This is a genomic window from Streptomyces griseofuscus (assembly GCF_014673495.1).
Lineage (GTDB): Bacteria > Actinomycetota > Actinomycetes > Streptomycetales > Streptomycetaceae > Streptomyces > Streptomyces murinus.
In genome coordinates this window covers 6460410-6481320 of record NZ_CP051006.1, presented here as the reverse complement: position 1 = coordinate 6481320, position 20911 = coordinate 6460410, and the positions used below count along the sequence as shown (strand labels likewise).

17 protein-coding genes and 1 riboswitch are annotated in these 20911 nt (G+C 74.2%); of the genes, 16 read left to right on the top strand and 1 reads right to left on the bottom strand.

Annotation, left to right across the window (positions count from 1 at the left end; genetic code table 11):
- Positions 1 to 20: 20 nt before the first annotated feature.
- The 10 genes from HEP81_RS29475 (at position 21) to cobI (ending at position 13649) form a co-directional block, all read left to right on the top strand.
- Positions 21 to 776, top strand: a complete 756-nt coding sequence (locus tag HEP81_RS29475) for a lysozyme (RefSeq protein ID WP_037656656.1) — start codon at positions 21 to 23, stop codon at positions 774 to 776.
- 154 nt (positions 777 to 930) lie between these two features.
- Positions 931 to 2199 carry an inorganic phosphate transporter gene (locus tag HEP81_RS29470; protein ID WP_037656657.1) on the top strand — a complete coding sequence of 423 codons (1269 nt, stop codon included), beginning with the start codon at positions 931 to 933 and terminating at the stop codon, positions 2197 to 2199.
- A gap of 31 nt (positions 2200 to 2230) precedes the next feature.
- Positions 2231 to 2458: a hypothetical protein gene (locus HEP81_RS29465; protein WP_037656658.1), complete on the top strand. Its 228-nt coding sequence runs from the start codon at positions 2231 to 2233 to the stop codon at positions 2456 to 2458.
- A 134-nt stretch (positions 2459 to 2592) separates the two neighbouring features.
- A riboswitch (cobalamin riboswitch) is annotated at positions 2593 to 2735 on the top strand.
- Positions 2736 to 2834: 99 nt separating this feature from the next.
- Complete coding sequence (locus HEP81_RS29460) at positions 2835 to 3788, top strand: cobalamin biosynthesis protein (protein WP_037656659.1); 954 nt, start codon at positions 2835 to 2837, stop codon at positions 3786 to 3788.
- Positions 3785 to 5293, top strand: a complete 1509-nt coding sequence (locus HEP81_RS29455; RefSeq protein ID WP_037656660.1) for a cobyric acid synthase — start codon at positions 3785 to 3787, stop codon at positions 5291 to 5293. The genes HEP81_RS29460 and HEP81_RS29455 overlap by 4 nt, the downstream gene beginning before the upstream one ends.
- Positions 5290 to 8946, top strand: coding sequence for a cobaltochelatase subunit CobN (gene cobN / locus HEP81_RS29450; protein ID WP_106979941.1), 3657 nt, complete (start codon positions 5290 to 5292; stop codon positions 8944 to 8946). The genes HEP81_RS29455 and cobN overlap by 4 nt, the downstream gene beginning before the upstream one ends.
- The gene (locus HEP81_RS29445) at positions 8943 to 10943 is read left to right on the top strand and encodes a putative cobaltochelatase (protein WP_037656662.1); all 2001 of its coding nucleotides are present in this window, start codon (positions 8943 to 8945) and stop codon (positions 10941 to 10943) included. The genes cobN and HEP81_RS29445 overlap by 4 nt, the downstream gene beginning before the upstream one ends.
- On the top strand, positions 10943 to 11542 hold the full coding sequence (gene cobO / locus HEP81_RS29440) for a cob(I)yrinic acid a,c-diamide adenosyltransferase (protein ID WP_037656663.1): 600 nt from the start codon (positions 10943 to 10945) through the stop codon (positions 11540 to 11542). Before HEP81_RS29445 ends, cobO begins: the two co-directional genes overlap by 1 nt.
- Positions 11536 to 12921 (top strand): cobyrinic acid a,c-diamide synthase CobB, encoded by a 1386-nt coding sequence (locus tag HEP81_RS29435; RefSeq protein WP_037656664.1) that lies wholly within the window; start codon positions 11536 to 11538, stop codon positions 12919 to 12921. Before cobO ends, HEP81_RS29435 begins: the two co-directional genes overlap by 7 nt.
- Positions 12918 to 13649 carry a precorrin-2 C(20)-methyltransferase gene (cobI, locus tag HEP81_RS29430; protein WP_106979945.1) on the top strand — a complete coding sequence of 244 codons (732 nt, stop codon included), beginning with the start codon at positions 12918 to 12920 and terminating at the stop codon, positions 13647 to 13649. Before HEP81_RS29435 ends, cobI begins: the two co-directional genes overlap by 4 nt.
- A gap of 23 nt (positions 13650 to 13672) precedes the next feature.
- Here cobI and HEP81_RS29425 read toward each other — a convergent pair whose 3' ends face one another.
- Positions 13673 to 14404 carry a ZIP family metal transporter gene (locus tag HEP81_RS29425; RefSeq protein ID WP_037656666.1) on the bottom strand — a complete coding sequence of 244 codons (732 nt, stop codon included), beginning with the start codon at positions 14402 to 14404 and terminating at the stop codon, positions 13673 to 13675.
- Positions 14405 to 14523: 119 nt separating this feature from the next.
- Between HEP81_RS29425 and cobM the strand changes: the two genes are divergently transcribed.
- The 6 genes from cobM to cobC are packed head-to-tail and all read left to right on the top strand — an operon-like array spanning position 14524 to position 20892.
- Positions 14524 to 15414, top strand: a complete 891-nt coding sequence (gene cobM, locus HEP81_RS29420) for a precorrin-4 C(11)-methyltransferase (RefSeq protein WP_243279625.1) — start codon at positions 14524 to 14526, stop codon at positions 15412 to 15414.
- The gene (locus HEP81_RS29415) at positions 15411 to 16649 is read left to right on the top strand and encodes a bifunctional cobalt-precorrin-7 (C(5))-methyltransferase/cobalt-precorrin-6B (C(15))-methyltransferase (protein ID WP_037656667.1); all 1239 of its coding nucleotides are present in this window, start codon (positions 15411 to 15413) and stop codon (positions 16647 to 16649) included. The genes cobM and HEP81_RS29415 overlap by 4 nt, the downstream gene beginning before the upstream one ends.
- Positions 16646 to 18349 carry a precorrin-3B C(17)-methyltransferase gene (cobJ, locus tag HEP81_RS29410; RefSeq protein WP_037656668.1) on the top strand — a complete coding sequence of 568 codons (1704 nt, stop codon included), beginning with the start codon at positions 16646 to 16648 and terminating at the stop codon, positions 18347 to 18349. Before HEP81_RS29415 ends, cobJ begins: the two co-directional genes overlap by 4 nt.
- Complete coding sequence (locus HEP81_RS29405; protein ID WP_037656669.1) at positions 18346 to 18933, top strand: precorrin-8X methylmutase; 588 nt, start codon at positions 18346 to 18348, stop codon at positions 18931 to 18933. The genes cobJ and HEP81_RS29405 overlap by 4 nt, the downstream gene beginning before the upstream one ends.
- Complete coding sequence (locus HEP81_RS29400) at positions 18930 to 19844, top strand: sirohydrochlorin chelatase (RefSeq protein ID WP_037656670.1); 915 nt, start codon at positions 18930 to 18932, stop codon at positions 19842 to 19844. The genes HEP81_RS29405 and HEP81_RS29400 overlap by 4 nt, the downstream gene beginning before the upstream one ends.
- On the top strand, positions 19834 to 20892 hold the full coding sequence (gene cobC, locus HEP81_RS29395; RefSeq protein ID WP_051850215.1) for an Rv2231c family histidinol phosphate aminotransferase CobC: 1059 nt from the start codon (positions 19834 to 19836) through the stop codon (positions 20890 to 20892). The genes HEP81_RS29400 and cobC overlap by 11 nt, the downstream gene beginning before the upstream one ends.
- Positions 20893 to 20911 lie beyond the last annotated feature (19 nt).

Sequence of the window (20911 nt, the reverse complement as noted above, 5' to 3'; positions counted from 1 at the left end):
CACCCCCGGGGAGCCGGCCCATGGCCCGTGACCGCACCCACCTCCGCCGCCGCGCCGGTGCCCTCGCGGCGACCACCGCGGCCCTCGCCCTCACCTGCGCCGCCACCGCCGCGGCCGACCCCCCGGACCGGATCGCGAGCCGCCCCAAGGGGCACGATGTGTCGTCCCACCAGAAGGAGGTGGACTGGCCGGCCGCGCAGGCCCGCGGGGCGCGCTTCACCTATGTCAAGGCGACCGAGTCCACGAGCTACCGCAACCCCTATTTCCGCCAGCAGTACGACGGCGCCCGCGACGCGGGGCTGATCCGCGGCGCCTACCACTTCGCGCTGCCGGACGAGTCCTCGGGCGCCGCGCAGGCCCGCTTCTTCGTGGCGCACGGCGGGGACTGGCGGGCCGACGGCTGGACGCTGCCGCCCGCGCTGGACATCGAGTACAACCCGTACAGCGCGAAGCACCCCTGCTACCGGCTGGGCTGGAAGCGCATGAAGTCGTGGATCTGGTCGTTCAGCGACGAGATGGCCCGCGAGACCGGCCGCCGTCCCGTGATCTACACCACGGCCCAGTGGTGGAAGCAGTGCACCGGCGACAGCCACGCCTTCGCCTCCCGCCATCCCCTGTGGGTCGCCCGCCACGGCACCTCGGATCCGGGCAGGCTGCCCGGCGGCTGGCAGTACTGGACCTTCTGGCAGTACGCCACCGCGGGCCGGCTGCCGGGTGACCAGAATCTCTTCAACGGCAGCTCCAGCGGGCTGCGGACCTTCGCCGCGGGCTGGTAGCCCAAGGGGCGCACGGGCGCGTCCGGTTCGGGAAGCGGAAGCGGAGGCTCACACCCCCGATGCGGACACCCCCGTGCCCGCCCCAGTTCATCTTCCGTTCACCCAGGTTGCCTACGTTCATCCGGACAACGACCTCGAATGATTGTCTGGGTAAATGGAAAGCTTCTCGCTGATCCTCGCGATTGTGGTGGTTACCGCACTCGCGTTTGATTTCACGAACGGTTTCCACGACACCGCGAACGCGATGGCCACCACCATCTCCACCGGCGCGATGAAGCCGAAGCTCGCGGTAGCCATGTCCGCCACCCTCAACCTGGTGGGCGCCTTCCTCTCCGTGGAGGTCGCCAACACGATCTCCAAGGGACTCGTCGACGAGAGCGGCATCCGCCCCGAGGTCATCTTCGCCGCCCTGGTCGGCGCGATCCTCTGGAACCTGCTGACCTGGCTGGTGGGCCTGCCCTCCAGTTCCTCGCACGCCCTGATGGGCGGTCTGATCGGCGCCGCCGTCGCCTCCGCCGGATTCGGCGCCGTGCACGGCGGCGTCCTGGTCACCAAGGTGCTGCTGCCCGCGGTCGCCGCGCCGGTCGTGGCGGGTGTCGCCGCCCTGGTGGCCACCCGGCTCTCCTACCAGGCTGGCACCAGGACCGAGGGCGAGGCCACCCGCAAGGGCTTCCGCGTCGGCCAGGTCGCCTCCGCCGCGCTGGTCTCCCTCGCGCACGGCACCAACGACGCGCAGAAGACGATGGGCGTCATCACCCTCGCGCTGATCGCGGGCGGCGCCATCGCCCCCGGCTCCAACCCTCCCACCTGGGTGATCCTCTCCGCCGGCCTGGCCATCGCGCTCGGCACCTACATCGGCGGCTGGCGCATCATCCGCACCATGGGCACGGGCCTGACCGATCTGGAGCCCCGTCAGGGCTTCGCCGCGCAGACCAGCGCCGCGACCGCCATCCTGGCCTCCTCCCACCTCGGCTTCTCCCTCTCCACCACGCATGTCGTCTCCGGCGCGGTGATGGGTTCGGGCCTCGGCCGCAAGGGCGGTGTGGTCCGGTGGTCCACCGCGACCCGGATGACCGTCGCCTGGGTGCTCACCCTGCCGGCCGCCGCGCTGGTCGGCGCGGGCGCCGAGGCCGTCACCGAACTCGGTGACTGGGGCACCGCCGCGGTCGCCGTCTTCCTGATCGCCGCGAGCGCCTGGATCTACAAGCTGTCCCGGCGCGAGGTCATCGACCACACCAATGTGGTCGCCGACCCGGCCGCGGAGCCCTCCGGCGTGGTGACCACCGCCATCGCCGCGGTGAGCCCCCCGCCCGCGGGCGCGATCACCGAGGACCTGACGGCCACCATCCCGGCCCCCGCGCAGGTTCCGGCCGCCGAGACGCCGGCCCCCGCCACCACGGCCCCGCCGGCCGCCACCGTCTGACCCCGAGCCCGTTCACCAAGGAAGCATCCCCATGAAGATCGACTGGGCGTCCATCGGCTCCGTCTTCGGCGTCAGCCTCGCGTTCACCGTGGGCCTGGTGGTCCTGTTCACCCTCGGCATCAACGGCCTTGCCCGGCGCGAGAAGGCCGCGGCCGAGGGCGGCACCGCCACGCTCGCCGTCACCGGCGCCTACGTCTGCTTCGCGGCCTGCGCGGCGGCGGTGGCGTACGGCATCCTCCTGATCGTCTCCAAGTCCTGAGCCCGGGGCCAAGGCCCCGGCGGTTCCCGAATGCTCCCCTGCGCCACCCGCGGCAGGGGAGCCTCTCGTGTGCCCGGCCACCCCTCGTGGTGTGGGAATCTGCACACTCCCGCAGGTCAACGGCAAGTTGACGGCCGTTCCAGGGGCGTGGTGGACTGCCCACGCCATTTACGGCAGCAGAAGAGGAAGCCGGTGCGAATCCGGCGCGGTCCCGCCACTGTCACCGGGGAAGAACCCCCGGGTAGCCAGGAACTCTCGCTGCCGGATCACGTCGAACCAGGGCGCGGACACCCTGAGTGAGGACACATCGCCATGCTCGGCTGCCGAAGGACCAGTACCAGGACCACTGTCGCGGTGACCACGGCCGACTGAGCCGATGGCCGCCGATCGCAGGTACGCGTACGGCGCCGCCGCCGGACTTCTCGGCGACCTCCTCCTCGGCGATCCCCGCCGCGGGCATCCGGTCGCCGCGTTCGGGCGCGCGGCCGCCGCTGTTGAGGGCGCGTTGTGGCACGACCACCGCGGCTGGGGCGCTCTGCACACCACCGTGTGCGCCGGTGGCGCCGTCGCGCTCGGCGCACTGGCCGCCCGTGTCGTACGCCCCTCCCCCGCCGCCTCCGTCGCCCTGACCGCCGCGGCCGCCTGGGCCGTCGTCGGCGGCACCTCCCTCGCCCGCGAGGCGCAGGCCGTCGGGGCCGCCCTGACGGCCGGGGACATCGAGGCGGCCCGCGCCCGGCTGCCGCATCTGTGCGGCCGGGACCCGCAGGCCCTGGACGCCGACGGGATCGCGCGGGCCGTGGTCGAGTCGGTCGCCGAGAACACCTCCGACGCGGTCGTGGGCGCCCTGGTGTGGGGCGCGGTCGCCGGGGTGCCGGGACTGCTGGGCTTCCGGGCCGTCAACACCCTGGACGCCATGGTGGGTCACAAGTCCCCCAGGCACCGCCGCTTCGGCTGGGCGTCCGCGCGCCTGGACGACGTGGCCGGCTGGCCGGGGGCCCGGCTGACCGCCGTCCTCGCCGCCGCGGCCGGACCCGATCCGCGCGGCGCCGTACGGGCGTGGCGCGCCGACGCCCGCCGCCATCCGAGCCCCAACGCCGGTCCCGTGGAGGCCTCCTTCGCGGGTGCCCTCGGCGTGCGCCTGGGCGGCACCCTCTCCTACGGCGGCCGCGTCGAGCACCGTCCCGTGCTGAACGGCGCCACCGGACGGGCCGTACAGGTCCCCGACATCGGGCGGGCCGTACGGCTCTCCCGGCGTGTCGGCCTGCTCGCGCTCGGCACCACGGTCGCCGCGCGCCTCCTCGTCAACGGACCGAAGGGACGCGGGAAATGAACGGTGGTCTCCTCGTCGCCGGCACCACCTCCGATGCCGGCAAGAGCGTCGTGACGGCCGGGATCTGCCGGTGGCTGGTGCGCCAGGGTGTGAAGGTCGCGCCGTTCAAGGCGCAGAACATGTCCCTCAACTCCTTCGTCACCCGGGAGGGTGCCGAGATCGGGCGGGCCCAGGCCATGCAGGCCCAGGCGTGCCGGATCGAGCCGACCGCGCTGATGAACCCCGTGCTGCTCAAGCCGGGCGGCGAGCAGAGCAGCCAGGTGGTGCTGCTGGGCAAGCCGGTGGGCGAGATGAGCGCGCGCGGCTATCACGGCGGGCGCCAGCAGCGGCTGCTCGGCACGGTCCTGGACTGCCTGGCCGAGCTGCGCGGCCAGTACGACGCGGTGATCTGCGAGGGCGCGGGCAGCCCGGCCGAGATCAATCTGCGCCGCACCGACATCGTCAACATGGGGATCGCGCGCGGCGCCCGGCTGCCCGTGCTCGTCGTCGGCGACATCGACCGCGGCGGCGTCTTCGCCTCCTTCTTCGGCACCCTCGCCCTGCTCTCGCCCGAGGACCAGGAGCTGGTCGCCGGATTCCTGGTGAACAAGTTCCGCGGCGATGTCTCGCTGCTGGAACCGGGGTTGGACATGCTCAAGGGGCTCACCGGGCGGCCGGCGTACGGCGTGCTGCCGTTCTGGCACGGGCTCGGGATCGACGAGGAGGACGGCCTGCGTGTCTCCCTGCGGGGCGCGGTGCGGGAGTCGGCCGTCGCTCCCCCGCTCGGCGCGGACGTGCTGCGCGTGGCCGTGTGCGCGATCCCGCTGATGTCCAACTTCACCGATGTGGACGCGCTCGCCGCCGAACCCGGCGTCGTGGTGCGGTTCGTGGACCGCCCCGAGGAGCTGGCCGACGCCGACCTGGTCGTCGTCCCCGGCACCCGGGGCACCGTCCGGGCGCTGAGGTGGCTGCGCGAGCGCGGCCTCGCCGACGCGCTCGCCCGACGGACCGCCGAACACCGGCCGGTGCTCGGCGTCTGCGGCGGCTTCCAGATCCTCGGCGAGCACATCGAGGACGACGTGGAGTCGCGGGCGGGCGATGTGCCCGGCCTCGGACTGCTGCCCGTGCGGGTGCGGTTCGCCCGCGAGAAGACCCTCACCCGCCCCACCGGCCGGGCCCTCGGCGAGCCGGTCGAGGGGTACGAGATCCACCACGGCGTCGCCGAAGTCACCGGCGGCGAACCCTTCCTCGACGGCTGCCGGGTCGGCCAGACCTGGGGCACCCACTGGCACGGCTCACTGGAGTCGGACGGCTTCCGGCGGGCCTTTCTGCGCGAGGTGGCCGCCGCCGCGGGCCGCCGCTTCGTGCCCGCGCCGGACACCTCCTTCGCCGCGCTGCGCGAGGAGCAGCTCGACCGGCTCGGCGATCTGATCGAACAGCACGCGGACACGGACGCGCTGTGGCGGCTCATCGAGTCCGGCGCGCCGCAAGGACTGCCCTTCATCCCACCGGGAGCGCCCGCATGAGCACAGTGTTGTTGTTGTCCACCGCCGACACCGATCTGCTGGCGGCACGGGCCTGTGGCGCCGGCTATCTGATCGGCAACCCCACCCGGGTCGACGTCGCCGAGGAACTGCCGCGGCTGCTGGCGGGCGCTGACCTCGCGGTCGTACGGCTGCTCGGCGGCAAGCGCGCCTGGGAGGACGGGCTGGCCGCGCTGAAGGCGTCCGGGGTGCCCGCGGTGCTGCTGGGCGGTGAGGCGGTGCCGGACGCGGAGCTGATGGCCGACTCGACCGTGCCCGCCGGAGTGGTGGCCGAGGCGCTGCGCTATCTGGTCGAGGGCGGCCCGGACAATCTGCGCGAGCTGTCCCGGTTCCTGTCCGACACCGTGCTGCTGACCGGTGAGGGCTTCGAGGAACCGCGCCGGATGCCGGAGTTCGGGCTGCACGGCGGGTACGAGGTGCGGGACGGCCGCCCGACCGTGGGCGTGCTCTTCTACCGGGCCCATGAACTCAGCGGCAACACCGCCTTCGTGGACACCCTGTGCACGGCGATCGAGGCACAGGGCGCCAACGCCCTCCCGGTGTACTGCGGTTCGCTGCGCGGCGCGGACGCCGGGCTGTACGAGCTGCTGGGCCGGGCCGACGCGCTGGTGGCGACCGTGCTCGCGGCCGGCGGCACCCATGCCTCGGAGGCGTCGGCGGGCGGCGACGAGGAGGCCTGGGACATCGGCGCGCTGGCCGACCTCAACATTCCCGTGCTGCAAGGTCTTTGCCTCACCTCCTCGCACACCGCCTGGGACGAGTCGGACGCCGCGCTCTCCCCCATGGACGCGGCGATGCAGGTCGCCATCCCGGAGTTCGACGGGCGGCTGATCACCGTGCCGTTCTCCTTCAAGGAGCAGGGCCCCGACGAGGTCCCGGTGTACGTCGCCGACCCCGAGCGGGCCGCCCGGGTGGCCGGGATCGCGGTGCGGCACGCCCGGCTCGGGTACAAGCCGAACGCCGAGAAACGCGTCGCGCTGGTCTTCACCGCCTACCCGACCAAGCACTCCCGGGTCGGCAACGCGGTCGGCCTGGACACGCCCGCCTCCGCGGTCCGGGTGCTGGACGCGCTGCGGGACGCCGGGTACTCCATCGGCGAACACCCCTCCGAGGGCGACGAGTTGATCCACCGGCTGATCGAGGCCGGCGGCCACGACGTGGAGTGGCTGACCGAGGAGCAGCTGGCCGCCGCGCCCGCGCGGGTGCCGCTGGCCGACTACCGGGCGTGGTTCGAGAAGCTGGACCCCGCGCTGCGCGAGGCCATGACCGAGGCGTGGGGCGAGCCGCCGGGCAACCTCTACGTGGACGGCGACGACATCGTGCTCGCCTCCCTCCGGTTCGGCAACGTCGTGGTGATGATCCAGCCGCCGCGCGGCTTCGGCGAGAACCCGATCGCGATCTACCACGACCCCGACATGCCGCCCTCCCACCACTACATGGCGGCCTACCGCTGGCTGGACCACAGCTTCGGCGCGGACGCCGTGGTGCACATGGGCAAGCACGGCACGATGGAGTGGCTGCCGGGCAAGGGCCTCGGCCTGTCCGGCGGCTGCGCGCCGGACGCGGTGCTCGGCGAACTCCCTCTGATCTACCCGTTCATCGTCAACGACCCCGGCGAGGGTACCCAGGCCAAGCGGCGCGGGCACGCCACGGTCGTGGACCACCTGGTGCCGCCGATGGCCCGCGCCGACACCTATGGCGACCTCGCCAAGCTGGAACAGCTGCTGGACGAGTACGCGCTCGTCTCCGACCTCGACCCGACGAAGGCGCCGGCCGTCCGCGCCCAGATCTGGACCCTGGTCAAGGCCGCCGAGCTGCACCACGACCTGCATGTGGACGAGCAGCCGGACGACGCCGCGTTCGACGAGTTCGTGATGCACATCGACGGCTATCTGTGCGAGATCAAGGACGTGCAGATCCGCGACGGCCTGCACATCCTGGGCGGCGGACCGGTCGGCGAGCCCCGCGTCAACCTCGTCCTCGCCGTGCTGCGCGCCTCCCAGGTGTGGGGCGGGCAGGCGAACGCGCTGCCGGGTCTGCGGGCCGCCCTGGCCGAGCATTTCGGGCTGGTGGAGAAGGAGTTGCTGGCCGAGCCGGGCGCGCCGGTGAAGGTGCCCGTGGAGCTGACGGACCTGGTCGCGGGACCGGCGCGGACGGCCGCCGACACGATCGACCTGCTGGAGCAGCTGTGCCGGCGGATCGCGGAGGGCATGGAGGCCCGGGACTGGGCGCGCGAGGCCGTACGGGAGGTCGTGCGGGAGGCGCTCGGGGGCGTCGAACTCCCCGACGCCATCGCGGTGTCGGAGTTCGCCTGCGACGAGGTCGTACCGCGGCTCGCGCGCACCACGGACGAGATCGGGCACATCCTGCGGGCGCTGGACGGCGGTTACGTCCCGGCGGGGCCCTCCGGCTCGCCGACCCGCGGACTGGTGAACGTCCTGCCGACCGGCCGGAACTTCTACTCCGTCGACCCCAAGGCCATTCCGTCCCGGCTGAGTTGGGAGGTCGGACAGTCGCTCGCGGACTCCCTGGTGCAGCGGTATCTGGCCGACACCGGCGCGTACCCGAAGTCCGTCGGCCTGACGGTCTGGGGCACGTCCGCGATGCGCACCCAGGGCGACGACATCGCCGAGATCCTGGCGCTGCTGGGCTGCCGCCCGGTCTGGGACGACGCCTCGCGCCGGGTGACCGGCTTCGAGGTGATCCCGCCGGCCGAGCTGGGGCGCCCGCGCATCGATGTCACGGTCCGCATCTCCGGGTTCTTCCGGGACGCGTTCCCGCATGTGGTCGGGCTGATCGACGACGCGGTGCGCGCGGTGGCCGCGCTGGCGGAGCCTGCCGAGTCCAACTATGTGCGGGCGCATGTGGAGGAGGACGCCGCCGAGCACGGCGACCGGCGCCGGGCCACCGCCCGCATCTTCGGCTCCAAGCCGGGCGCGTACGGCGCGGGGCTGCTGCCGTTGATCGACGCGCGCAACTGGCGCTCCGACGCGGACCTCGCCGAGGTGTACGCGGTGTGGGGCGGTTACGCGTACGGCCGGGGCCTGGACGGGCGGGCGGCGCGCGGGGACATGGAGACGGCGTTCAAGCGGATCGCGGTGGCGGCGAAGAACGTCGACACCCGCGAGCACGACCTCGTCGACGCCGACGACTACTTCCAGTACCACGGCGGCATGGTCGCCATGGTGCGGCACCTGACGGGGGCCAACCCCGAGGCGTACGTGGGCGATTCGGCCGTGCCGGACCAGGTGAGGACGCGCACGCTGGGCGAGGAGACGCACCGGGTCTTCCGGGCGCGGGTGGTCAACCCGCGCTGGATGGCGGCGATGCGCCGGCACGGGTACAAGGGCGCCTTCGAGATGGCGGCGACCGTGGACTACCTGTTCGGGTACGACGCCACGGCGGGCGTGGTCGACGACTGGATGTACGAGAAGCTGTCGGCCGAGTACGTCTTCGACCCGGAGAACCGGGACTTCATGAAGAAGTCCAACCCGTGGGCGCTGCGCGGCGTCACGGAGCGGCTGCTGGAGGCGGCGGACCGGGGCCTGTGGGCGGAGCCGGACGCGGAGACGCTGGAGCGGCTGCGCGCCACCTATCTGGAGCTTGAGGGCGACCTGGAGGGCGACGACCAGTGACCACCCCCTTTCCTTTCACGGCCGTTGTCGGCCAGGACGATCTGCGGCTCGCGCTGCTGCTGAACGCCGTGTCCCCGGCGGTCGGCGGTGTGCTGGTGCGCGGCGAGAAGGGCACCGCGAAGAGCACCGCCGTGCGGGCCCTGTCGGCGCTGCTGCCCGCGGTGGCCGTGGTGCCCGGGTGCCGGTTCTCCTGTGATCCGGGGGCGCCGGACCCGGGGTGCCCGGACGGGCCGCACGAGGCGGGCCCGGGCGGTGAACGGGCCGCGCGGATGGTCGAGTTGCCCGTCGGGGCCTCGGAGGACCGGCTGGTCGGCGCGCTGGACATCGAGCGGGCGCTCGCCGAGGGCGTGAAGGCGTTCGAGCCGGGCCTGCTGGCCGACGCACATCGCGGGATCCTGTACGTGGACGAGGTCAATCTGCTCCACGACCATCTGGTCGACCTGCTGCTGGACGCGGCGGCGATGGGCGCCTCGTACGTGGAGCGCGAGGGCGTCTCCGTGCGGCACGCCTCGAAGTTCCTGCTCGTCGGGACCATGAACCCGGAGGAGGGCGAGCTGCGGCCGCAGCTGCTCGACCGGTTCGGGCTGACCGTGGAGGTCGCCGCCTCGCGGGAGCCGGACCAGCGGGTGGAGGTCGTACGACGGCGTCTCGCGTACGACGACGACCCCGCCGCCTTCGCCGCGCGCTGGGCAGGCGAGGAGGCCGCCGTACGGCAACGGATCGTCGCGGCACGGGCGTTGCTGCCCCAGGTGCGCCTGGGTGACGCGGCACTGCGGCAGATCGCGGCGACCTGCGCGGCCTTCGAGGTGGACGGCATGCGCGCCGACATCGTGATGGCGCGCACGGCGACCGCGCTGGCCGCGTGGGCCGGGCGGACGGACGTACTCGCCGAGGACGTACGGCAGGCGGCGCTGCTCGCGCTGCCGCACCGCAGGCGCCGCAACCCCTTCGACGCGCCGGGCCTGGACGAGGACAAGCTGGACGAGACGCTGGAGCAGTCCGCCGGTCAGGACGGGGACGGCGACGACGATCCCGACGGTCCCGGTGGCGGCGGGCAGCCGGCGCCCGAGTCCGGCCCCGAGGGCGGCGGGGACACCGCCGCGCGCCCGGAGGCCGGTGAGGGCGGGGAGCCGCGGCCCGCCGGTGCCGGTGCGGGCGAGCAGGCCCCGGTGCGGGCGGCCGAACCGTTCCGGACGAAGGTGCTCAGCGTGCCCGGGATCGGGGAGGGCGCCGCCGGGCGGCGTTCGCGGGCGCGGACCGAGCACGGGCGGACCACGGGGGCGCGCCGGCCGCAGGGTGCCCTGACCAAGCTGCACCTGGCGGCGACCGTGCAGGCGGCGGCGCCGTATCAGCGGGCGCGCGGCCGGTCCGGGCCCGGTCTGGTGATCCGCCGGGACGATCTGCGGCAGGCGAGCCGGGAGGGCCGCGAGGGCAATCTCGTGCTGTTCGTCGTGGACGCCTCGGGGTCGATGGCGGCCCGGCAGCGGATGGGCGCGGTGAAGGGCGCCGTGCTGTCGCTGCTGCTGGACGCCTATCAGCGGCGGGACAAGGTGGGTCTGGTGACCTTCCGGGGCTCGGGCGCGGATGTGGCGCTGCCGCCGACGTCCTCGGTGGACGCGGCGGCCGTACGGCTGGAGTCGCTGCCGACGGGTGGCCGTACCCCGCTCGCGGCCGGGCTGCTCAAGGCGCACGAGGTGCTGCGGGTGGAGCGGCTGCGGGATCCGGCGCGGCGGGCGCTGCTGGTCGTCGTGACCGACGGCCGGGCGACGGGCGGTCCTGAGCCGGTGGCGCTCGCGGGGCGGGCGGCGCGGCTGTTCGCGGCCGAGCAGGTCGCCTCGGTGGTGGTGGACTGCGAGTCGGGGCCGGTGCGGCTCGGGCTCGCCGGGCGGCTCGCGGGTGAACTCGCGGGTACGGCCGTCACGTTGGACGAGCTGCGGGCGGACTCCATCGCCGGGCTTGTGCGGGATGTGCAGGGGACGTCGAGGAGGGCCGCGTAATGCCGCAGGGACAGCCGAGTGTCGTACCGGACGACGGACTGACGACCCGTCAGCGGCGCAACCGGCCGCTGGTCGTGGTGCACACGGGCGTCGGCAAGGGGAAGTCGACCGCCGCGTTCGGGCTGGCGCTGCGGGCCTGGAACCAGGGGTGGCCCATCGGGGTGTTCCAGTTCGTCAAGTCCGCGAAGTGGAAGGTCGGCGAGGAGAACGCGCTGCGCGTGCTCGGCGCCTCCGGCGAGGGCGGGCGGGTGGACTGGCACAAGATGGGCGAGGGCTGGTCCTGGGTGCAGCGGGACGCGCAGATGGACAACGAGGAGAAGGCGCGGGAGGGCTGGGAGCAGGTCAAGCGGGATCTGGCGGCCGAGACGTACCGGTTCTACGTCCTCGACGAGTTCGCGTACCCGATGCACTGGGGGTGGGTGGACACCGACGAGGTGGTGGAGGTGCTGCGGGGCCGTCCCGGTACCCAGCATGTGGTGATCACCGGGCGGAACGCGCCGGCCGCGCTGGTGGACTTCGCGGATCTGGTGACCGACATGTCCAAGGTCAAGCACCCCATGGACGTGGGGCAGAAGGGCCAGAAGGGGATCGAGTGGTGACACCGTCGACGCCTCGGCTGGTCGTGGCCGCGCCCTCCTCGGGCAGCGGCAAGACCACCGTGGCCACGGGGCTGATGGCCGCGTTCGCCGCGCGGGGGCTCGCCGTGTCCCCGCACAAGGTCGGGCCCGACTACATCGACCCCGGGTACCACGCGCTCGCGACCGGGCGGACGGGGCGGAACCTGGACGCGTATCTGTGCGGGCCGGAGCTGGTCGCTCCGCTGTTCCTGCACGGGGCGCGGGGGTGTGACATCGCCGTGGTCGAGGGTGTGATGGGGCTGTACGACGGGGCGGCCGGGGAGGGTGAGCTGGCGTCCACCGCGCAGGTGGCGAAGCTGCTGGGGGCGCCGGTGGTGCTGGTGGTGGACGCGTCCGCGCAGTCGCGGTCGGTGGCGGCGCTGGTGCACGGATTCGTGTCATGGGATCCGCAGGTGCGGGTCGGGGGCGTGATCCTGAACAAGGTGGGGTCCGCGCGGCACGAGGAGCTGTTGCGGGAGGCGCTGGACTCCGTGGGGGTGCCGGTGCTGGGCGCGCTGCGGCGGGCCCGGCCGGTGGAGACGCCGTCCCGGCATCTGGGGTTGGTGCCGGTGGCGGAGCGGCGGGCGCTCGCGGTGTCCGCCGTCTCGGAGATGGCGGAGCTGGTGTCTCGCGGGTGCGACCTGCCCGCGCTGGAGCGGCTGGCGCGTTCCGCGGGCACCGTCCCGGGAGACCCCGCCCCCTGGGCCCCCGGCCTCTCGCCCACCCACGACGGCCCGTCGCCGTCCGCCGAAGGGCCGAAGCCCCGTGTCGCCGTCGCCGGCGGCCCCGCCTTCACCTTCTCCTACGCCGAGCACACCGAACTCCTCACCGCCGCCGGAGCCGAGGTCGTCACCTTCGATCCGCTGCATGACGAGGAACTGCCCGAGGGCACCGCCGGGTTGGTGATCGGTGGCGGTTTCCCCGAGGTGTACGCGGCCGAGCTGTCCGCGAACGGGCCGCTGCGCAAGGCCGTGGCCGAACTGGCCCGGTCCGGGGCGCCGGTGGCCGCGGAGTGCGCCGGACTGCTGTACCTGTGCCGCGAGTTGGACGGCAGTCCCATGTGCGGCGTGCTGGACGCCACCGCGCGGATGGCGGAGCGGCTCACGCTCGGGTACCGGGACGCCGTGGCCGTCGGGGACAGTGTGCTGGCCGCCGCCGGGACGCGGATGCGGGGGCACGAGTTCCATCGCACCGTGGTCGAGCCGGGGGCCGGTGCCGCGCCCGCCTGGGGCATCCGGGGCCGGGAGCGGCGGGTCGAGGGTTTTGTACAGCGGGGCGTGCACGCGAGCTATCTGCACACGCACTGGGCGTCCGAGCCCGGTGTGGCCCGTCGGTTCGTGGAGAGGTGCCGGACGTCATGAGCAGCAGGCTGATCGGTGTCGGGGTCGGCCCCGGGGACCCGGAGCTGGTGACCGTGAAGGGGGTCAACGCGCTGCGGGCGGCCGACGTGGTCGTCGTACCCGTGATGGACAGCGGTGAGCGCGGGCGGGCCGAGGCGACCGTGGCGCACTATGTGTCCGCGGAGAAGATCGTCCGCGTGGTGTTCGCGCTGAACGAGCGGTCCGACCGGGTGCGCCGGGAGGCCGCCTGGGACGCGGCGGGCGCGCGGGTCGCGGAGCTGCTGGGGCGGCACGGCTCGGTCGCGTTCGCCACCATCGGTGACCCGAACGTGTACTCGACGTTCACCTACCTCGCGCAGACCATCGCCGAGCTGGTGCCCGGGGTGGTCGTGGAGACCGTGCCGGGGATCACCGCGATGCAGGATCTCGCGGCGCGCTCGGGTGCCGTGCTGACCGAGGGCACCGAGCCGCTGACGCTGGTGCCGGTGACGGCGGGCGCGGCGGTGCTGGAGGAGGCGCTGGCCGGTCCGGGGACGGTCGTGGCGTACAAGTTCGGGCGGCAGGCCGCCGAGGTCGCCGGGGCGCTGGCGCGGGCCGGGCGGCTGGAGGACGCGGTGTGGGGCTCGGCGCTGGGGCTGCCGGAGGAGTCGGTGCGGCCCGCGGCGGAGCTGAACGGCTCCCCGCTGCCGTATCTGTCGACGCTGATCGCGCCGCCGCGGCGGGACGGCGGGCGGGGCGGGAAGCTGTGAGCGTTGCCCGGCGCCCCGCGCGGTCAGCCGGAGATGCCGACCACCAGCCAGATGAACGCGGCCCCGGCCACCGTGCACAGCAGGGTGGAGCGGGCGGGGTGCTCATGGTGGGCTTCGGGCAGGATCTCCGCGGCGGCGAGGTAGAGCAGGACGCCGCCGAAGAGGCCGAGATAGCCGCCGAGCACCGGTTCGGGGATGTGGAAGAAGACGGTCGACAGCGCGCCCAGCAGGGGTGCGCAGGCGTCCGCGACCAGCATTCCGATGGCGCGGCGGCGGGCGTTGCCGTACAGGCTGGTGATGGTGAAGGTGTTGAAGCCGTCGGCGAAGTCATGGGCGATCACGGCGAGCGCGACGGCCGTGCCCATGCCGCTGCCGACCTGGAAGGCGGCGCCGATGGCGACGCCGTCCATGGCGCTGTGGCCCACCATGGCGCCGGCCGCGGTGAGACCCACCTCGGGCGCCCGGTGGTGGTCGTGCTCGTCCCCGCCGTGGGCGGCCTGGCGCGCGGCGAGGGTGCGTTCCACGAGATGGGCCAGCAGAAATCCGGCCACGAACAGCAGCAGGGCCGCGGGGACGCCGAAGATCTCGCGGTCGGCGGCGCGCAGCGCCTCCGGCAGCAGGTCGAGGCCGACCACGCCCAACATCAGACCGCCGGCGAGTCCCAGGACGAGATGCCGACGGTCGGTCACTCGCTGAGCCGTCCAGCCGCCGGCCAGCGTCATCAGGAACGCGCCGAGCGCGACGAAGACCGCCATAGGCACTTGCTATCCGATGAAGGCGCCTTCGCGCACATCGAGCGCCTTACATATCGCCTCGCATCCTGACATTTCACCCCGCTACTGCCGTGTGCTTTCCGTACGAGAGGACTTTTCCGATGGCCGACGCCGTCCCGGACGCCGCTGCCGGCGCCACCGCCGAAACCGCCGCCGAGACCGTCGCCGCCACCCCCCTGGGTGACGGTGGCGGAAAAGTGACCTTCGTCGGAGCGGGCCCCGGCGCCGCCGATCTGCTGACCTTCCGGGCCGCGCGGGCGATCGCCGAGGCGGACGTGGTGATCTGGGCGGCGAGCCTGGTGCAGGCGGAGGTGCTGGAGCACGCGCGCGCGGACGCGGAGGTGCTGGACTCGGCGGCCATGTCCCTGGAGCAGGTCGTCGCGGTCTACGCGCGGGCGCGCGCCGAGGGCCTGAAGGTCGCGCGGATCCACTCCGGCGATCCGGCGCTGTGGGGCGGCACCCAGGAGCAGCTGGACCGGTGCGCGGAGCTGGGCATCGACACCGAGGTGGTGCCCGGGGTGTCGTCGTTCTCCGCGGTGGCCGCCCTCGCCCGGCGCGAGCTGACGATCCCCGAGGTGGCGCAGTCCGTCGTCCTCACCCGGCTCGGCGGCGGCAAGACGCCGATGCCGCCCGGCGAGGAGGTGCGCGAGTTCGCCCGGCACGGCACCACGATGGCGCTCTTCCTGTCGGCGGCGCGCAGCGGTCAGCTGGTGCGGGAGCTGCTGGAGGGCGGTTACCCGACGTCCACGCCGGTGATCGTCGCCTACCAGGCGACCTGGCCGGAGGAGCTGATCGTGCGGTGCACGATCGGCACCCTGGAGGAGACGGTCAAGGAGCACAAGCTGTGGAAGCACACGCTGTTCCTGGTCGGCCCCGCCCTGGCGGCGCAGGGCACCCGCTCGCACCTCTACCACCCCGGGCACTTCCACGGCTTCCGCAAGGCCGACCCGGGGGCCCGGCGGGCGCTGCGCGAGCGGGGGGCGGGCAGTTGATCACGGTCGTCGGTACCGGGACGGGGGCACCGCTTCCCGAGGACGTCGCGGCGGGCGCCGCGCTCGTCGTCGGCGGGCGGCGGCATCTGGACGCGGTACGGCTGCCCGCCGGGGCCGGGCGGATCGTGCTCGGCCCGCTGGCGCCCGCCCTGGACGCCATCGCCGGGTACGTCGACAAGGAGCTGCCGGTCCTCGTGCTGGCCTCCGGGGACCCCGGTTTCTTCGGGATCGTCCGGGCGCTCGCCGAGCGCTTCGGCCCCGAGCGGCTCGCGGTACGGCCCGGGGTCTCCTCGGTGGCCACCGCGTTCGCCCGGCTCGGGCTGCCCTGGGACGACGCGCTCGTGGTCAGCGCGCACGGCAGGGACCTGCGCACCGCCGCGAACGTCTGCCGCGCGCATCCGAAGGTCGCCGTCCTCACCGGACCGGGCGCGGGCCCCGCCGAACTGGGCGCCGCGCTCGCCGGCCGCGACCGGACCCTCGTGGTGGCCACCGCGCTGGGCGACCCGGAGCGGGAGCGGGTGGAGCGGGTGACGCCCGCGCGGGCGGCGGCACGGGACTGGGGTACGGCGGTCAGTGTGGTGCTGTGCCTGGCCGAGCCCTCGGCGCCGGGCCCCCTGCGCACCGTCGCCGGGGTGCCCGCAGGTCCGGCCCGCTGGGCCCTGGCGGAGGCCGAGTTCGCCCACCGCGACTCGATGATCACCAAGTTCGAGGTGCGCGCGCTGGCGCTGGCCCGGCTCGGGCCGCGGCTCGGGGATCTGGTGTGGGACGTCGGCGCCGGGTCCGGGTCGGTCGCGGTGGAGTGCGCGCGGCTCGGCGCGGCCGTCGTCGCGGTCGAGAAGGCCGCGGACGGGGTGGACCGGATCCGGGAGAACGCCCGCGCCCATGGCGTCGAGGTGGATGTCGTGCACGGCACCGCGCCCGACGCGCTGGCCGCGCTGGCCGACGATCCGGACGCCGTGTTCATCGGCGGCGGGGGGCGCGAGCTGCCCGCCGTGATCCGGGCGTGCGCACTGCGGGCGCGCCGGTCCGTGGTGGTGGCCATGGCCGCCCTGGACCGGGTGCCCGCGGCCCGCGCGGCGCTGACCGACGCCGGGTTCGGCTGTGAGGGCGTGCTGCTCCAGTCCTCGCGGCTCGCCCCGCTGCCGGGAGAGGTGACCCGGCTCGCGGCCACCAACCCGGTGTTTCTGCTCTGGGGCGTCAGAACCCCCGTTCCCATCGAAGGAGTTGACCAGTGATCGGCCTGATTTCCGCCACCGCGGCGGGGGCGGCGGCACGGGACCGGCTGGCCGCGGCCTGGCCGGACCGCACCCGGGTGTACGAGGGCCCGGTCGGGGAGGCGGTGCGGTCCGCGTTTTCCGAGTGCGAGCAGCTGGTGTGCTTCCTGGCGACGGGCGCGACGGTACGACTGCTCGCGCCGCTGCTCGCCGGCAAGGCGGCCGACCCCGGTGTGGTCTGCGTGGACGAGGGCGGCCGGTTCGCGGTGTCGCTGGTCGGCGGACACGGCGGCGGCGCCAACGGACTCGCCCGGGAAGTCGGTGAGTTGCTCGGCGCCGAGCCGGTGGTGACCACCGCCACGGACGCCGTGGGACTGGCCGGTCTCGACACGCTCGGGCTGCCCTGCGAGGGCGCGGTCGCCGCCGTGTCCCGGGCCCTGCTGGACGGCGAACCGGTAGCGCTCGATGCCGAGTTGGCGTGGCCGCTGCCACCGCTGCCGGTGTCGCCGCAGGGGTCGTACACGATCCGGCTCACCGACAAGGACGTCGAACCCGGCCCGCGGGAAGTGCTGTTGCGGCCGCCGTCCCTCGTCGTCGGGGTCGGCGCGTCCAGGGGCGCCCCGGTGGACGAGGTGCTCGGGCTGATCCAGGAGACGCTGCGGGAGGCGGGGCTGTCCCCGCGGTCCGTCGCCGAACTCGCCACCGTGGACGCCAAGTCGGAGGAGCCGGGCATCCTGGCCGCCGCCGAGCGGCTGGGTGTGCCCGTGGTGACGTACTCCGCCGAGGAGCTGGCCGCGGTCGAGGTGCCCAACCCCTCCGCCGCGCCGCTCGCGGCCGTCGGCACCCCGTCGGTCGCCGAGGCGGCCGCGCTGCTCGGCGGCGGTGAACTCCTCGTCCCCAAGCGGAAGTCGGACGCCTCCCCGGCGATGGCGACCTGCGCCGTGGTGCGCAGGCCCGGGCGCGGGCGGCTCGCGGTGGTGGGGCTCGGACCCGGCGCCCGTGATCTGCTCACCCCGCGCGCGACGGCCGAGCTGCGCCGGGCCTCGGTGCTGGTCGGTCTCGACCAGTACGTGGACCAGATCCGCGATCTGCTGCGGCCCGGCACCCGGGTACTGGAGTCCGGGCTCGGCGCCGAGGAGGAGCGGGCCCGCACCGCGGTCGAACAGGCCCGGCTCGGGCACGCGGTGGCGCTGATCGGCAGCGGGGACGCGGGCGTGTACGCCATGGCCTCGCCCGCGCTCGCCGAGGCGTCCGACGACATCGAGGTGATCGGGGTGCCCGGGGTGACGGCCGCGCTGGCCGCCGCCGCGATCCTCGGCGCGCCGCTGGGCCACGACCATGTCTCCATCAGCCTCTCCGATCTGCACACGCCGTGGGAGGTCATCGAGCGGCGGGTGCGGGCGGCGGCCGAGGCGGACCTCGTGGTCACCTTCTACAACCCCCGCTCCCGGGGCCGCGACTGGCAGCTGCCCAAAGCGCTCGGCATCCTCGCCGAGCACCGCGCGCCGACGACGCCCGTGGGTGTCGTACGCAACGCCTCGCGGCCGGACGGATCGAGCCGGGTCAGCACGCTGGCCGGGCTCGATCCGGCGAGCGTCGACATGATGACGGTCGTCACCGTGGGCAACACCGCGACCCGTACCGTCGCCGGGCGCATGGTGACCCCGCGCGGCTACCGCTGGCAGAACGGCCGGAGCGAGCAGCCGGAGGCGACCCGGTGAACAGGATCGTGCACCCCATCGAGCAGGAGTCCTTCCGGCGGCTGCGTGCCCGCCTGGACACCTCGCACCTCCCGCCGCTGACCCGGGCGGTGGTGGAGCGGGTCATCCACTCCGCCGCCGACCTGGAGTACGCGAACGACCTCGTCCTGGCCGAGGCGGACCTGGCAAAGGCGCATGCCGCGCTGCACGCCGGGGCGCCGGTCGTCGTGGACGTGGAGATGGTCGCGGCCGGGATCACCCGGCGCGAGACCGTGTGCCGCCTCAAGGACGCCAGGTCCGGTCCCGGGCTGACCCGCTCGGCGCATGCGATCCGGCTCGCCCACGAGGAGGTCGGGCCCGGCGCCCTGTGGGTGATCGGCTGTGCGCCGACCGCCCTGGAGGAGCTGCTGACCCTGGACGCCGACCCGGCGCTCGTCATCGGTCTGCCCGTCGGCTTCGTCGGCGCGGCCGAGTCCAAGGCCGCGCTGCGCGAGAGCGGGCTGCCCGCCGTGAGCAACGTGTCCGAGAAGGGCGGCTCGGCGGTCGCGGCCGCCGCCCTCAACGCCCTGCTGTACCAACCGATCTCACCCGAGGAGACCCTGTGACCACCCCGCCCGCCCTGCTGATCGCCGGCCATGGCACCCGTGACGACGCCGGAGCCGAGGCGTTCCGTGCCTTCGTGCGGGAGCTGGGGCTGCGCCGTCCCGACCTGCCCGTCGCGGGCGGCTTCATCGAGCTGTCCCCGCCGCCGCTCGGCGACGCGGTGGCCGAGCTGGTTGAGCGGGGCGTACGCCGGTTCGCGGCCGTGCCGCTGATGCTGGTGTCCGCCGGACACGCCAAGGGCGACATCCCGGCCGCGCTGGCCCGTGAGAAGGAGCGGCACCCGGGCATCTCGTACACCTACGGCCGCCCGCTGGGTCCGCACCCCGCGCTGCTGAACGTGCTGGAGCGGCGCCTGGACGACGCGATCGGCGACCAGGACCGCGCGGAGGTGACCGTACTCCTGGTCGGCCGCGGCTCGACCGACCCGGACGCCAACGCGGAGGTGTTCAAGGCGGCCCGGCTGCTGTGGGAGGGCCGGGGGTACGCCGGTGTGGAGACGGCGTTCGTGTCGCTCGCGGCGCCGGACGTGCCGAGCGGTCTGGACCGCTGTGTGGCGCTGGGGGCGCGGAAGATCGTCGTGCTCCCCTACTTCCTGTTCACCGGGATCCTGCCGGACCGGGTGCGGCGGCAGACCGAGGAGTGGGCGGCCGCGCACCCGGAGACCCCGGTGACCTCGGCCGATGTCATCGGTCCCGAGCCGGAGTTGCTCGACCTGGTGCTCGAACGGTACGAGGAGGCCGTCAAGGGCGATCTGCGCATGAACTGCGACTCCTGCGTGTACCGGATCGCGCTGCCCGGCTTCGAGGACAAGGTGGGACTGCCGCAGCAGCCGCACTTCCACCCGGACGACGACGGCCATGACCACGGGCACGGACACCACCACGGCGGGCACACGCACAGCCATGCCCACTGAGGACTCCCCCGGTCCCGATCTGCGCCATCACGGGGACGCCGAGGTACGGGACGACGGCGCGGCGCTGGTCGACCTCGCCGTCAACGTACGGGCGGACACGCCCCCGCCCTGGCTGCGCGAGCGGATCGCCGCCTCCCTGACCTCCCTCGCGGCCTACCCGGACGGGCGGGCCGCGCGGGCGGCGGTGGCGGCGCGGCACGGGCTGCCGGTGGAGCGGGTGCTGCTGACGGCAGGCGCGGCGGAGGCGTTCGTGCTGCTCGCCCGCGCCCTCAAGGTCCGCCAACCGGTCGTGGTGCACCCGCAGTTCACCGAGCCCGAGGCGGCGCTGCGGGACGCCGGGCACACGGTGGAGCGGGTGCTGCTGCGGCCCGAGGAGGGCTTCCGGCTGGATGCCGCGCTGGTGCCGGAGCGAGCCGATCTGGTGGTGATCGGCAATCCGACGAACCCGACGTCGGTCCTGCACCCGGCCTCGGTGCTCGCCGCACTCGCCCGGCCCGGGCGGGTGCTGGTGATCGACGAGGCGTTCATGGACGCGGTGCCGGGCGAGCGGGAGGCGCTGGCCGGGCGGACGGACGTGCCCGGCCTCGTGGTGCTGCGCAGCCTCACCAAGACCTGGGGCCTCGCGGGTCTGCGCATCGGCTATGCGCTGGCCGAGCCGGAGATCATCGCCGAGCTGGAGCGGGCCCAGCCGCTGTGGCCGGTGTCCACACCGGCGCTGGCCGCCGCCGAGGCGTGTGTGTCGCCCCGCGCCATGGCGGAGGCGGGCCACGCGGCGCACCGCATCGCCGGTGACCGGGCGCACCTGGTCGCGGGCCTGTCCGCGCTGGCCCCCCGCGGGGTGCGGGTCGCGGGACCGGCCGAAGGCTCTTTCGTCCTGGTCGCCGTCCCGGAGGCGGCCGCCGTACGGCAGCGGCTGCGCGCCCTCGGCTATGCCGTGCGCCGCGGGGACACGTTCCCCGGACTCGGCACCGACTGGATACGCCTCGCCGTCCGCGACCGGCCCACGACAAACGCCTTCCTGGCCGCGCTCGCGACCGCCCTGGACTGACGGATACCCCCCGCTCTGT